The sequence below is a fragment of the Chitinophaga varians genome, assembly GCF_014529945.1.
Classification (GTDB): Bacteria; Bacteroidota; Bacteroidia; order Chitinophagales; family Chitinophagaceae; genus Chitinophaga; species Chitinophaga varians.
Window position 1 is genome coordinate 198,113 of sequence record NZ_JACVFB010000009.1, and the last position, 15,152, is coordinate 213,264.

Sequence of the window (15,152 nt, forward strand, 5' to 3'; positions counted from 1 at the left end):
CCTTTGCGAGAACCCAGCGAGCACGCGAGCGTTAGTACTGTTCGTTATCGTTCGGGAAATCCTTCGTTTTTACATCCTTGATGTAAGCCTGCGTTGCACCATAGATCTCTGTATAGAGGTCGAGGTAACGGCGGAGGAAGCGGGGTTTGAACTCTTTGTTGATGCCCAACATGTCATGCATCACCAGCACCTGGCCGTCTACATGTTTACCGGCGCCGATGCCGATAATCGGAATATGTACCGCTTCTGCCACTTCTTTGGCGAGGGTAGCGGGGATTTTTTCCAGTACAATCGCGAAGCAACCGGCTTCCTGCAGCAGTTTGGCGTCGGCGATCAGTTTTTTGGCTTCGGCTTCTTCTGTGGCACGTACGGCGTAGGTACCAAATTTATAGATGGACTGCGGCGTGAGGCCCAGATGCCCCATCACTGGCACGCCTGCGGAGATGATCCTTTTGACGGATTCGATGATTTCTTCGCCGCCTTCTATTTTAATGCCGTGGGCGCCTGTCTCCTTCATGATGCGGATAGCAGAACTGAGCGCCTCCTTGGAGTTGCCCTGATAGGAACCGAAGGGAAGGTCTACTACCACAAAGCAGCGTTTGATGGCGCGTATAACAGATGATGCGTGATAGATCATCTGGTCGAGCGTAATGGGCAGGGTTGTTTCATGACCGGCCATGACGTTGGAGGCGGAGTCGCCCACCAGTATAATGTCTATACCGGCATCGTCAAATATTTTGGCCATGGAGAAATCATAAGCTGTGAGCATGGAGATTTTCTCTCCGTCCACTTTCATCTTCTGTAAAACATGCGTGGTAATACGCTTTGCTTCCTTGTGCACAGACATAGCAGTGTTATTTTATACCAAATAATTCCTCAAAGGTTATGATATAAAAAGAAAAAAGGAAAATTATTTTATGTGTGGTCACTGGAAACCATTTGCCGGAACGGCGATTTCCCTGTATAGCGCCTGTATCAGCCCGTCGGCGAGACCGATCTTGGGCACATATATTTCCTCGGCGCTGGCCCAGCGCATCACATTGATGTATATCTGAAGGGCGGGGACGATCACGTCTGCACGGTCTTCCCGCAGATTGTAGGCGTGGATGCGTTCTTCCACGGTGAAGGCACTGAATTCCTTGTAGTAGTCCTTCAGGGTATCGAGCGAAAGTGGCTTGCCTTCCTTGCGTTTGGAGAGCGAGAATATTTTGTTGATGTTGCCACCGGAACCGATAGCGATCACGGGCCCGATGTTTCTGAGTTGTTGTTTGAGAAAATCTTTCAGTTGTTGCCAGGCACTGTCAGGCACCTGCTGATGCAGCAGCCGGATGGTACCGATATTGAATGATTCCTTGAAAACGAGGCGGGTGCCACTGAAGAGCGTGAGCTCGGTACTACCGCCGCCCACGTCAATATAGAGATACGACTTTGTTTTGTCGAGATGTTCGGCGATGTGGTTTTCGTAAATATAGGAGGCTTCTTCCTGTCCGGAGATGATCTGGATATCGATACCGGTTTGTGTTCTTACTTCCTGCAAAATCATGTTGCCGTTGGAAGCGTCACGCATGGCAGAGGTAGCGCATGCTTTCAGGTATTTCACTTCGTAAACGTCCAGCAGCAATTTGTAGGCCCTGATGGTATCTATCAGGTGTGTGGCTCTTTTGTCTGAAATAGAGCCATGGTCAAATACGTCGAAACCGAGCCGCAGCGGCACTCTTACCAGGTTCACTTTGGTAAAGTCCATCGTGCCCGCACTGTTGGGTGATGCTTCGGAGATCAGCAACCGGGCGGCATTGGAACCAATATCAATCGCAGCTAACTTCATTAATTATCAGTCTGTTTTGAGACACAAAAATAACACTTCATTTGGCTATTTGGTCATTTGAATATTTGGTTATTTGAGCAATTTGATATTTAGTTACTTAGAGAGCAGTGTGGAGGCATGGCTTTATAAATAACTAAATATCAAAATAACTACGTCTTATTTGTACTGCTTGTCGTGCAGATATTTATAAATCTCGATTTGTGTGCGCACTTTTTTATCCCCTTCTTTCTTGTAGTGATTGGTTTGTTCGTTGTCCAGTATACGGGCTTTCACATTGCCGCTGAGCTGGATGTTCATGATGTCGGCCAGTTCTTTACGTATATCCGGGTCCGTTATAGGCACTGCTGCTTCCACGCGGTGGTCGAGGTTACGCACCATCCAGTCGCAGGAGGCGATGAACACTTTCTCGGCGCCGCCGTGGTGGAAGATAAACACGCGCGCATGTTCGAGGTATTCATCCACGATGCTGACAGCGGTGATATCTTTTTTCCATTTTTTATTTTCGGTATAGGCGCAGCAGATACCGCGGATCACCATCTTGATGTCTACGCCGGCTTTGGCTGCTTCGTATAGTTTGCCGATGAGGATGGGGTCGGAGAGGGAGTTCATCTTCAACACCATACCGGCTTTCTTTTTGTTTTTAGCGTTCTTGATTTCACGGTCAATCAGGCGGATATAGGTATCACGCATATTGAGCGGACTTACCGGCAATGTTTTACAGCCTTCCAGAATTTTGACATCGTGGCGGGCGTTTTCCAGGTAAGAGAAGATACGGTTGATGTCGGCGATCACCGAGCGGTTGGCCGTCAGCAGGCAATGATCGCCATATACCTGGGCGGTCCGTTCGTTGAGGTTGCCGGTGCTCACGAAGCCACACTGCACGGTTTTGGTGCCAATTCGTTTTTTGATGACGCACAATTTAGCGTGCACTTTCATATCCGGAATACCGAGGAATACTTTTACGCCTTCATCTTCCAGGCGTGTTTTCCAGTCGAGGTTGGCGGCTTCATCAAAGCGGGCGCGCAGTTCCAGCACCACGGTCACATGTTTTCCGTTACGGGCGGCGTTCACCAGCGCATTCACGATTTTGGAATTACGGGCAAGCCTGTACGCCGTGATTTTGATGGACGATACGTTCGGGTCGATGGCGGCTTCCCGCAGCAGATCGATGATCGTATCGAAAGAGTGGTAGGGGAAGTGCAGCATCACGTCCTGCCGTTGAATCACGTGCATGACGCTGGGGGCATCGGCAAATAGTGGATGGATAAAGGTTTTGCGGTGAGTATGTGGTGGGAAGATCGATTCCGGGAAATCCATAAAGTCTTTGAAGTTATGGATACGGGCGCCGGGAATAAGGTTGTCTTTACCGGAGAGGCCCATTCTGCGGATCAGGTATTCGAGCAGCAGGGGGTCGATGTCCTTGTCGTATACAAACCGTACCGGCTTGCCTTTCCTACGGTCTTTCAGGCCTTTTTCAATCTGATGGATAAGGCTGTCGGAGATATCGTTATCGATGTCCAGTTCCGCGTCGCGGGTTACTTTGATGATATGGGAAGAGAACTTGTCGTAGCCGAAGTAGGAGAAGATATGCGGGAGGCAGAAGCGTATCAGGTCTTCCAGCAGGATGATATCATGTTCGCCTTCTTTGGAAGGGAGGATGATAAAGCGGGGCAGCACGTTGGACGGTAATTCGATCAGTGCAAATTTCTGCCGTACGGAGTTGTCCTGCCGGGCCAGCACTACCGCGAGGTAGATGGATTTATCGCGCAGGATGGGGAACTGTTGGATACTTTCAATCATCAGCGGGATGATATTGGTGCGCACCTGTTCATTGAAGTAGTTGAGCACAAATTTTTGTTGTTCCCGGTTGAGATGTTTTTCTGTCCGCAGGAAAATATGCATTGTTTCCAGTTCCTGTGCAATGTCTTTCCAGATGCGGTCAAACTCGCGTTGCTGGTCTATAACGGTGGCCTGTATATCGTCCAGTATTTTTCCGGGGTTTTCCTCCAGGTGCATTTTGTTCGACTTGTTGATCGACATCATGCGTTTGAGGGTGGCTACCCTGACACGGAAAAATTCATCGAGGTTGTTGGAGAAGATGCCGAGGAAGCGGATACGTTCCCGCAGGGGCACGCTGGTATCTGCGGCTTCCTGTAGTACTCTTGCGTTGAAGGAGAGCCAGCTGATATCGCGGGCGATCAGTTTTTTTGCGGGGAGCACCGGCGCTTTGGGGACCAGGGGCTTTTTGGCCGTATTTTTCTTATTGGTATTTTTCTTTGTGGGTACTATAGTTGGTGTCATAATTTCCAGATTCTCCGTATGCGGCATCTTCATACAAACGAGTTTACATTCAAAAAATTCACGTTGTTTAATCCACGATAATACAGCTTTCGCGGATGTAATGCCATTAAATTAAAGTTAAGAAAAACCTGTCAAATCAGCGCAGTGGGGAACAAAACTTAATCATCCACCTAAAATAAAGGAGATTGAACACGATAACAGGGGGGACAAAAGCGGGTCATCAATCGATAGATATCCCGGCCCATAACAATAACGCCTGCGCTTATACGCCGGTGTAAATGTGTTGTGAAAAGTGTTTGATCAGGATTTGGCCGGCGCCGCTGTCTGTTTTTTGTTGAGGATGGGCAGGGCCACGAGACTAAGAAATCCTACGAACACGACGAGCAGTGTTTGTACTACCCAGATGATCCAGCCGAAAGCGTAGCCGATCACGTAGGTGATGCCGTAGAGTTCAAGGGCTTTTTGTACCAGTGCCTGATATGCGCCGATACCGCCGGGAGTGACGATCATGCCGATGCTGCCGATCATGAGTACGGCGAGGGCCGCGCTGATGCCGAGATGAGAAGTTTCCTGGAGGCAGTAGAAGCCGATATACACCTGAGAGAGGTAGCAGCCCCATATGAGGATGCTTTGGAGGATGAACGACCATTTGTTCTCCATTTTGCCGATCGATAAGATACCTTCCATAACGCCTTTGGCCAGTGCTTTTACGGTGATGGCCGCCTTAGAGCGGGCAAAGCGGCGCAGGAGCCAGAGAAGGGCAAGGACGGCTACTATCAGCACGGCCACCAGCAACAGGAGCTGCATGCCGTTGGCATTTGCTATTTTGGCGGCGATGGGGAGGTAGATATCGTGGTGCACATAGGCGCCCAGTACATCTATCTGTGTGAGGATGGTGACGGCGATCAACAGCAGGAGGCAGAGCATATCGACCGCTCTTTCCGCGATCATGGTGCCTACGAGTTTATCGGCCGGGATTTTTTCGTATTGTGCGAGGATGCCGCAGCGGGTTACTTCCCCGAGCCTGGGAACGGCCAGGTTGGCGAGGTATCCGACCATCACGGCAAAGAAGGTGTTGAGGGTGGAAGGTTGGTGCCCCAGTGGTTTCATGAGCAGTTTCCAGCGGGTGGCACGCAGCCAGTGACTGAGGAGGCCCATCACCACAGCGGGGATGGCCAGCCAATAGTTGCCTCTGCGGAAAGCAGCATTGATCTGGTCCCATTGTTCCGGAGTAAGGTCTTTGGTGACCAGCCATATCAGGAGCACCCCGATGCCGAAAAAGCATATAAACTTAATGACGTTCTTAAGCGTTTTGGGCATCATCCAAAGATTTTAGGGTGTTAGCGATATGTTAAAATGAAGGGATTATAATTTGTTCCCTTCTTTGGGGAAAATGGCAATAGGTGTATATTTCTTTGCTTCTTCAAAGTCCATTGTGGCATAGGAAATAATAATCACAACATCACCGGGAGCAACGAGGCGGGCAGCGGGGCCGTTCATGCAGATAACGCCGGAACCTCTTTTACCTTTGATGACGTACGTTTCCAGTCTTTCACCGTTGTTGACGTTCAGCACCTGTACTTTTTCGTATTCGATCAGGCCGGCAGCGTCCATCAGGTCTTCATCTATTGTAATACTTCCAACATATTGCAGGTTAGCTTCCGTTACAACCGCACGGTGGATCTTACACTTTAATATTTCTATTTGCATGATTGTTCTGAACTATAATTGCTAAATAAGCAGTTCGCAAAGCTAGGGAAAAAAAGTATTCCGGCAAAGGGTTTCACGCAAAGGCGCAAAGCAGCAAAGACGCAAAGTTTATACAAGCGGGCAGAGAAAGCAAAGGAGCGGAGATCAGATCTGATCTCCGCTCCTTTGCTTTTTTATAATTCTTAAAAATTTTCTTTGCGTCTTTGCTGCTTTGCGCCTTTGCGTGACTAGATCGCTCCCTGGAGGATCATGTTATCGATCAGCCGGACGCCATCGAGCCAGGCGGCTACGGCAGCGATGACGGTATGATCTCCCGGTGGTTCGTCCATGTGGCTGAGGTGGCCGTCTTTCAGCAGGAGGATGTCAACGTATTCCGGTTCAAAATCCTGCTGTTTCAGGGCATCGAAAGCTTCGCGGGCAGCTTCGAGGAGGAAGAGGCCTTTCCCGAATTCGTCGCGGAGCCTGAGCAGTGCCTGATAGATGGCGACGGCTTTTTTGCGGGCGGCGGGAGAGAGGCGTTCATTACGGCTGCTCATGGCGAGGCCAGACGGTTCGCGCAGGGTAGGGCAAACGACCAATTCTACTTTTGAATTGGTGAGTTGTAATAATTTACGTATTATTAAACATTGTTGCAGATCTTTTTGCCCCATAAAAAGCTTGTGGGGCTGCACAATATCCAGTAATTTGTGTACGATACGACCTACCCCCTGGAAGTGGCCGGGACGGAATTTGCCTTCGAGAATGGTTTCCAGGTCGCCGAAGTCATAATGTTCACCACCTGCCAGTCCTTCCGGGTACATTTCCTCAACAGATGGCAGAAAGAGTATATCTGTGGACGCATCATTTAATTTCTTAATATCCTCTTCAATAGTAATGGGATATTTTTCAAAATCTTTGGGATCGTTGAATTGTGTCGGATTGACAAAAATGCTGCAGACGACCACGTCATTTTCTTTTTTGGCCTCCTGAATAAGTGACAGGTGTCCGTTATGGAGGGCTCCCATAGTAGGCACAAAACCAATGCTTTTGCTGCTTTTTCTTACCAGGTCCAGGTGCTTCTTCAGGTCATTGCTGCGCTTAAATAGATACATAAAACATTGCTTAAAAGGATGTTAAAACTGACAGATTGGCCAATATTCCGTAAAAAATCCGTAATTTTGCAAGCCAAATTAAAAATTACTGCATTAATAATCAGCGTTAAATGTCCACAAAGAAAAGAATTCTTTTTATTGCCCAAGAGATGTCGCCATACCTGGAACTGAGTGATTATGCGGCGATGGTCAATAAAATGGCAATTAAGTCCAATGAGGCTGGCCTGGAGGTGAGAGTGATCATGCCAAGATTTGGAATTATTAATGAGAGAAGACACCGCTTGCACGAGGTGGTCAGATTGTCCGGAATCAACATTGTGATAGACGGGGATGATTACCCGCTTATCATCAAGGTGGCCTCCCTGCCGAATGCCCGTTTGCAGGTGTATTTCCTGGATAACGAGGATTATTTCAAGCGGAAGACCGTATTTGCAGATGAAAATGAAGAGTTTTTTGATGACAATGCGGCGAGGTCTGTATTCTTCTGTAAAGGCGCCCTGGAAACCGTTAAGAAATTCGGATGGCCGCCGGACATTATTCATTGCAGCGGATGGATGACTTCCCTGATCCCGATGTACCTGAAAACAGCGTACAAGAAGGAACCGGTTTTCGCCCATTCCAAAATTGTTTATTCTTTGTCCCCCAATAGCTTCAAGGAAAAGCTGGGAGCTTCCTTTATCAAGAAGGCAACCATCAGCAACCAGATCAAGGAAAAAGATCTGGAGCTCTTTAAAGAGGGCACCAACACAGCGTTAAACAGAGGGGCCGGTAAGTATGCTGACGCAGTAGTACTGGCCGGAGAGAAGGTGGAGAAAAAAGTTGTGGATGAACTGAAGGCGGAAAAAGGCAAAATCATCTTACCTTACAAAAAAGACAATGATGATCTTGCTGATTACCTGGCACTTTACAATCAACTGCTTGGTAAATAACCTATATTTGGTGAATTTTCGCCAACTTCATTTAAACTTACAATCTTAACGCGTGAAGATTAATTTCAGGAACCTTAGCTTTGTAGCCGCTTCTTTTGCGCTGTTGTACGGTGTTTCCGGATGCAACGAGTCTACTATCCTCGGAAAGGGGCTTATTCCTCCGGGCGACTTTGTGAATGGCCAGGACACTACCATCAATGGCATCGTTGCAAATAACATATACAAGTACGACTCGCTGTTTTTTAACGGTTATAACTTTTATGAGAAAGCGCTGGGCTCCATTACCACTGACCCTGTTTTTGGCAAAACCCATGCTTTTGTATTCATGCAGGTAGGCCTGCCTTCCAGTGCCTTTACCTTCACCGGTTCCGGACAAACCCTCGATTCTGTCGTATTGTCGCTCGCCTATCTGGGCTACAAAGGAGATTCTACCACTGCACAGACCTATCGCGTTTACAGGATGTCTGAACAGGGATTCAGAAGAGATTCCAACTACGCTTACAACAAACCGTTACAATACAACCCGGGTGAATTGCTGGGTACTGCCACCGTCTCTCCGTTATCAATACGTGACTCTGTCAGCGTTTACGGCACCAAAGAATCAGCGCAGCTGCGTATTAAGCTGTCCAGCGCTTTTGGTAACGACCTGCTGCAACAGAAATCAGATGGTGCTTTCACTAACGACTCCACTTTCCGGGCTTATCTGAAAGGTTTTGCTTTGGTCCCTGATACCACTTCCGGTGCCAACCGCAACATGTTGTTTTTCGATATGAGCGGTGCTAATACCAAGCTGACCGTTTTCTATAAGAATGCTGTTGATGATTCGCTGCGTGCTACCTTTGGCTTCGGCGCCAATAGCGGCCACGCTAATTTTGTTGCACGTAACTATAATGGTTCAGAGGCCAGCAGATTTATCAATACCGGCAACACCAACGGGGACAGTATTCTGTTCCTGCAAAGCACACCGGGACTGTATACCAACCTGCTGATCCCCGGACTGGAAAATTTCCCCAACGCTGTGATCAATAAGGCAGAACTGGTGATTACCCAGATCACTGTCGGATCCGGTGACATGAACAATATCTTCTCGGAACCAGCCAGGCTTATGCTTACGCAATACACCGGCGTTGGCGATACCCTCAAAAAAGTGATAGATGCCACTGTTCGTGGTGATGATTATTTTGGTGGTAAAAAAGTAGTCATCACTAATTTCGGCGGCGTACAGGTTTCCCAGTACTCCTTCAATATTGGAACCTTCCTGCAGATGTTAATTAAAAAGCAAGAAACCAACACTGGTTTCCGACTGCAGGCGCTCCGCACCAGTTATGCGGATATTGACCGCGTAAAAGCTGGTGGCAGCAATCTGTCTCAGTATAACATTAAATTGCGAATCATTTATACAAAACCTTAAAATCGCTAATCCATACTTTTATGCCTTATTTATTTACGTCTGAATCAGTTTCAGAAGGACATCCTGACAAAGTCGCAGATCAGATTTCTGATGCACTGATCGATCATTTTCTGGCATATGATGCGTCTTCCAAAGTAGCTTGTGAAACATTGGTTACTACCGGTCAGGTGGTACTCGCGGGAGAGGTAAAGTCAGAAGCTTACCTGGATGTACAAGACATCGCCCGTGAAGTAATCCGTAAAATCGGATATACCAAGAGTGAATATATGTTTGAAGCCAATTCTTGTGGTATCTTCTCCGCTATCCATGAGCAGTCTCCCGATATCAACCAGGGCGTGGACCGTTCTTCTCCGGAAGAACAGGGTGCAGGCGACCAGGGTATGATGTTCGGTTACGCTACCCGTGAAACCGAGAACTACATGCCGCTGGCACTGGACCTGGCACACAAACTCCTCCTGGAGCTGGCTGCCCTGCGTCGTGAAAACAAAGACATCACTTACCTGCGTCCGGACGCGAAATCTCAGGTTACCATCGAATATTCCGATGACAACAAACCTGTTCGTATTGATACCATCGTTATCTCTACACAGCACGATGATTTCGCTGAGGATATTGAAATGCTGGCGAAGATCAAAGCGGATATGATCAATATCCTGATCCCCCGCGTGAAAGCAAAACTGAAACCAGAACTGCAAAAACTGTTCGAAGGCTACGATATTCAACATCACATCAACCCTACCGGTAAGTTTGTGATCGGTGGCCCTCACGGTGATACCGGACTGACCGGCCGTAAAATCATCGTAGACACTTACGGTGGTAAAGGAGCTCACGGTGGTGGTGCTTTCTCCGGTAAAGATCCTTCCAAAGTAGACCGTTCTGCTGCTTACGCTACCCGTCATATCGCCAAAAACCTGGTGGCTGCCGGTGTATGTGACGAAGTACTGGTACAGGTATCTTACGCTATCGGCGTAGCTAAACCCTGCGGCGTATATGTAAATACTTACGGTACTGCTAAAGTGGGCCTGAACGACGGCGCGATCGCTAAGAAAGTAGAAGAAATTTTCGACCTGCGTCCTTATGCTATCGAACAACGCCTGAAACTGCGTAACCCGATCTACAGCGAAACTGCTGCTTATGGTCACATGGGCCGCGATCCGCAGGTGATCACCAAAGTGTTCAACAAAGGCAAGAAAAATGAGAAATCTGTAGAAGTAGAACTGTTCACCTGGGAGAAACTCGACTACGTGGATAAAGTAAAAGCTGCTTTCGCACTTTAATATTATTTCGCTATTGACCAAAGGGGCTGTCGGCATCACCAGATGCAGACAGCCCCTTTCCTTTGGATGCCATCTTCATTTTGTTATCTTTACAGTACAATAATATTATCCGGTATGAGTTTGGCCAAGAAGGCATTTTACCATGCGGCTGGTTTAATCCCGTTAAAGACATTGCAGCACCCGTTACCTATGCGCCTGTTGCTGCCTTATCATCATCTCGTTAACAATGCAGCGGTTCCCCATATCAAACATCTGTACCCCTATAAGAACGAGCGGCTGTTTGAAGAGGATGTTGATTACCTGTTGCGCCACTTTAAACCCGTTACCTTACAGGAAGTGATACAGGCATCGCGGGGGCAGCTCACCCTGCCGGACAACGCTTTTCTGCTCACTTTCGATGACGGACTGCGGGAGGTGGCGGAAGTCATTGTACCGCTATTGCGCCGCAAAGGCGTGCCTGCGGTGTTTTTCCTGAACAATGCTTTTCTGGACAACCGTACGCTCTTCTATAAGTTTAAAATCAGTCTGCTGATAGAAGCCTTGCAGACGAAGTCCTACAGTGCAGCGGTACTGCAGGAAGCAGCGGCCCTGCTGCCTTATGATGAGCGCGGACTGGCCGCAGCATTGAAAACCATTCGGTACAGCAATAAAGACCTGGCGGATGAGGTGGCGGCACTATTGCAGGTTTCTTTTGACGACTACCTACAGCAGCAACGGCCCTTTATGACCACAGCAGAGGTGAACGCATTACTGGCTGATGGATTTGCCATTGGCGGGCATAGTGTTGATCATCCCTATTATTCAGCACTGACGCTGGAACAGCAGTTGACACAGACCCGCGAATCCGTGGAGTACCTTGTCAGGGAATTTGGCATCGACTATCGTGTGTTCGCTTTCCCCCACAGCGATGCAGGCGTAAGCCGTGCCTTCTTTGACCGCTTGTTTCACGAAGAAAATCCGATGGATTTAGTGTTTGGGACAGGTAACCAGCGACAGGATATTTCTCCCCGTATTCTGCACCGTTTTAATTGTGAAAGGCCTTCCTTACCGATAGCACAAGCGGTAAAAGGTATCCTGCTTTATGGCCGGCTGAAAAAGATATGTAGACAAAACAATATTCAACGAAATTAATATTAAAATATTATATTCTATTTTAATCGCATAACAATATCTATTGTAATGTTTTATATATAAAATTTTTCATTGGATTATTCAAACATTTATATTTGTTTTTTTCTTAAAAAAACATAATTCTACCCTATTTTTGTTTGCATCAGTTTTGCAGTTAACTAGTCCTTATGAGGTATTTGTAGGCACCTTATTTAATTTTTAGCCAATCGTGAAGAACCATTTCAGTTACAGGTCATTCGTCAGCACCTGCCTTATACTTTGTGCGATTTGCTATGCTCATGTTGTGTTTTCGCAGGGAAACCAATCACAAAGCACGGTAAAGATTGCCCCCTCTGCTACCACAGGTGCCTGGTTGCACCTTCCTGATGACTATGCCCAAACTTCCGACAATTATCCGTTATTGATTTTTCTTCATGGCGTAAGCGATGGAGGCTCTCTCAATACAGTATTGGCCCACGGAGTGCCGCGTGTCATCAGCAAAGGCGCCAACATGCAGTTTACCGTAGGCGGTAAGCTCTATAAATTCATTGTGGTATCACCGCAGATTCCGGATGGATGGGCGAATGAAAAGATGGTGCAGAGCGTAATTGACGATATGAAAGCCAAGTACCGGGTGGATGCCTCCCGGATTTATCTGACAGGACTCAGCGCAGGCGGATATGGTGTATTGAATTATGTGGCCAGCGGCAGCAACTATGCTGCCAATCTCGCCGCTATTGTTCCGGTTTCCTCGGCACCGATCGACGTTCCGAAACTGGGCGGCCTTTGTAACATCGCCACGGCCAATCTGGGCAGCTGGATGTTGTGCGGCAGCACCGATAATTTCGCAGGCTATCAGACCACCTATACCAGCCGTATACAAAGCTGTAATCCGTCCAGCAAGCCGTTGTCTACTTTCTATGCCGGCGGCGGCCATGATGATGGCGTATGGGACCGTGCCTACGATGCCACGCATGCTTATCAGAATCCTAATATTTACGAATGGATGTTACAGTTCCGGCAGGGGGGAAGTACTCCCGCGCCGGTAGCGCGCGTAGCAGCATCCAATATTGCGGTCACACTGCCGGTCAGCACTGCCACCCTCGACGGTACCACTTCTTCTGCCTCCAACGGCAGCATCAGCGCCTTTGAATGGAAACAGGAAAGCGGTCCGGCCGCGGCTACCATCGCCAGCCCGGGCGCAGCACGCACCACCGTCAGCAACCTGAAGGCAGGCACGTATGTGTTCACCCTCACGGTAACGGACAATGCAGGTTTGAAAGCCAGCGCTAAAGTGACGGTGCAGGTAACAGCCGCCACCAGCGGCGGTTGCGGCAGTTGTAAGTTCCTCGTCACCAAAGGAGCCGACGGCGGCGCCTATATCAACGGTAATAATCTTAATGTACAGCCCGGCGATACGGTCTGCGTGCAGGCAGGTGACTACTCCTACATACAGTTCTTCAACTTCAGCGGCACCGGCGCCAAACCGATCGTGTTCATCAACTGCGGCGGGCAGGTGAAAATAGGGAACGGCGGTAACTACGGCCTCGTATTCAACAACGTCAAATATTTCAAAGTAACAGGTTCCGGCAGCAGCCAGAAATACGGATTTGTCGTCAACGGCGTCTCTAAAAAACTCAGCTCCGGTCTGGCTATCGGGAAAGGCTGTACGGACTATGAAGCAGAAAGGTTTGAAATTACCGGTTCTGAAGTGGGGGTGATGGCGAAGGTCAACCCCGACTGTGAAACGGAAAATCAGGCCCCTTATTTTGAAATACGCAACGTGAAATTACATGACCTGTACATTCACGATGTGACGGGAGAGGGGATGTATATCGGCAACACGGCGCCCGGCGGTACAGAAACTGTCTGCAACGGCAATACGCTCAACCTGCTGCCTCCGCGTATCTACAACCTGAAAATATATAACGTTACTACCCAGAATACAGGATGGGACGGTATTCAGGTAGCCTCTGCGCCGGAGAACGTGGAGATCTTCAATAACAAAGTTTACAATTTCGGTACCACCAACAAAGGCAGTCAACAGGCCGGTATCATTCTCGGTGGGCTGTCTAACGGTAAAGTATATAACAACACAGTAATCAAAGGTACCGGTAATGGCATAGAACTGTTCGGTACCGGCTTATCCTACATCTACAACAACATCGTGGTGGATGCAGGGAAGGATGGAACAGCGGTAGGGCAGGACGCTATCTTCATTGATGACAGACCTACCAAGCCCGACTACACGCCGTTGCAGGCCTACGTGTTTAACAATACCGTGGTGAGTGCCGGCAGGGACGGTATTCGTATGCAGAATTCGTTCTCCACGGTGGCAAAGGGTAATCTCTTCTACAACAACCTGACGGTGAATTGTGGCAGCCCGCAAGGCACGGCAGACTATCTGAATGTACAGGCCGGCATTGATGCGCAGCTATCCAACAACGTAGCGCTGGCGGATGTCAATGCCGCGAAATTCGTGGATGTTGCCAATAATGATTTTCACCTGGCTGCCGGCTCACCGGCCATCGACAAAGGGAAAGACCTCTCGGCTTATTTCAAAACCGATATAGACGGAGACGCACGGCCTTCCGGTGCGGCGTGGGATATGGGGGCAGATGAATATACCGGTGCTACACCGTCCAATAAACCACCGGTAGCCAGCGCCGGCAACGATATTACGATCACGTTGCCCGTTAGCGCCACAACGCTGGATGGTACTGATTCTTACGATCCCGACGGGAGCATCGCCGCTTATAAGTGGACACAGATCTCCGGCCCTGCTACTGCCAGCATTGCTGCAACAGACCAGGCGCAAACAGGCGTGAGCGGACTGGTGACGGAAGGGTCTTATGTTTTTGCATTAACGGTTACAGACAACAAAGGGGCTACCGATGCCGCCCGCGTGACGGTTATCGTAAAACCACGCGGTGCAGCAACGTTGATTGCCAATGCCGGCAAAAATCAGGAAATAAGATTGCCGGATAGTACGGTTACCCTGGATGGTACCGGTTCTTCTGTGTCATACGGCACCATCACGTCCTATACCTGGAAACTCCAACAGGGACCTGCCAGCGTGCAGATACTGGACCCTGGCGCTGCACAAACACCGGTTACCTTCACGGTGCCGGGGGTGTACTACTTCATGCTTACCGTCACGGACGACAATAACAATACTGCTTCTGCTGTGGTCATCATCACCGTCAAAAAAAGTGACGAGCATCCCGACAGCACCAACAAACTCGCCATCTTCCCCAATCCGGTCAATAATACATTGCAGCTGCGCCTGTCGCTGGCTTCACCGGCTTATACGGTGCTGCGTATCCTGGCAGGCAACGGTGCTGTGATGTCTACCATCAATCTCGGGCAGGTATCTGATCTGCAGCGAAGCCTCGACGTTAGTTTTCTGCCCTGTGGTGTTTATTTCCTGCATGTTACAGACGGAGATGCACTTAAAATCGTTAAGAAGTTTATTAAAATATATTGATGCATCAGGCA

General features: G+C 48.7%; 11 protein-coding genes. 5 read left to right on the plus strand and 6 right to left on the minus strand.

Going from position 1 to position 15,152, the window contains the following annotated elements; genetic code table 11:
- Positions 1 to 31: 31 nt before the first annotated feature.
- The 6 genes from panB to panC all read right to left on the minus strand — a co-directional run bounded on the left by panB (position 32) and on the right by panC (position 6,927).
- A complete protein-coding gene (gene panB, locus ICL55_RS33665) occupies positions 32 to 847 on the minus strand; it encodes a 3-methyl-2-oxobutanoate hydroxymethyltransferase (protein WP_188106179.1) in 816 nt (271 codons plus the stop codon).
- Between the two features lie 78 nt (positions 848 to 925).
- On the minus strand, positions 926 to 1,825 hold the full coding sequence (locus ICL55_RS33670; protein WP_188106181.1) for a Ppx/GppA phosphatase family protein: 900 nt from the start codon (positions 1,823 to 1,825) through the stop codon (positions 926 to 928).
- A gap of 156 nt (positions 1,826 to 1,981) precedes the next feature.
- The gene (gene ppk1 / locus ICL55_RS33675; RefSeq protein ID WP_188106183.1) at positions 1,982 to 4,159 is read right to left on the minus strand and encodes a polyphosphate kinase 1; all 2,178 of its coding nucleotides are present in this window, start codon (positions 4,157 to 4,159) and stop codon (positions 1,982 to 1,984) included.
- Between the two features lie 267 nt (positions 4,160 to 4,426).
- Positions 4,427 to 5,446 (minus strand): lysylphosphatidylglycerol synthase transmembrane domain-containing protein, encoded by a 1,020-nt coding sequence (locus tag ICL55_RS33680; protein WP_188106185.1) that lies wholly within the window; start codon positions 5,444 to 5,446, stop codon positions 4,427 to 4,429.
- Between the two features lie 45 nt (positions 5,447 to 5,491).
- Positions 5,492 to 5,836: an aspartate 1-decarboxylase gene (gene panD / locus ICL55_RS33685; protein WP_078672978.1), complete on the minus strand. Its 345-nt coding sequence runs from the start codon at positions 5,834 to 5,836 to the stop codon at positions 5,492 to 5,494.
- Positions 5,837 to 6,063: 227 nt separating this feature from the next.
- Positions 6,064 to 6,927, minus strand: a complete 864-nt coding sequence (panC, locus tag ICL55_RS33690) for a pantoate--beta-alanine ligase (protein ID WP_188106187.1) — start codon at positions 6,925 to 6,927, stop codon at positions 6,064 to 6,066.
- Between the two features lie 110 nt (positions 6,928 to 7,037).
- Here panC and ICL55_RS33695 point away from each other — a divergent pair, with 110 nt between their 5' ends.
- The 5 genes from ICL55_RS33695 (at position 7,038) to ICL55_RS35620 (ending at position 15,141) form a co-directional block, all read left to right on the plus strand.
- Positions 7,038 to 7,856, plus strand: coding sequence for a glycogen/starch synthase (locus tag ICL55_RS33695; protein ID WP_169226173.1), 819 nt, complete (start codon positions 7,038 to 7,040; stop codon positions 7,854 to 7,856).
- A gap of 52 nt (positions 7,857 to 7,908) precedes the next feature.
- The gene (locus ICL55_RS33700) at positions 7,909 to 9,267 is read left to right on the plus strand and encodes a DUF4270 family protein (protein WP_188106192.1); all 1,359 of its coding nucleotides are present in this window, start codon (positions 7,909 to 7,911) and stop codon (positions 9,265 to 9,267) included.
- A 20-nt stretch (positions 9,268 to 9,287) separates the two neighbouring features.
- A complete protein-coding gene (metK, locus tag ICL55_RS33705; protein WP_188106194.1) occupies positions 9,288 to 10,544 on the plus strand; it encodes a methionine adenosyltransferase in 1,257 nt (418 codons plus the stop codon).
- 114 nt (positions 10,545 to 10,658) lie between these two features.
- Positions 10,659 to 11,675: a polysaccharide deacetylase family protein gene (locus ICL55_RS33710; protein ID WP_188106196.1), complete on the plus strand. Its 1,017-nt coding sequence runs from the start codon at positions 10,659 to 10,661 to the stop codon at positions 11,673 to 11,675.
- Positions 11,676 to 11,958: 283 nt separating this feature from the next.
- A complete protein-coding gene (locus ICL55_RS35620) occupies positions 11,959 to 15,141 on the plus strand; it encodes a PKD domain-containing protein (protein ID WP_188106198.1) in 3,183 nt (1,060 codons plus the stop codon).
- The last annotated feature ends 11 nt before the right edge of the window (positions 15,142 to 15,152 follow it).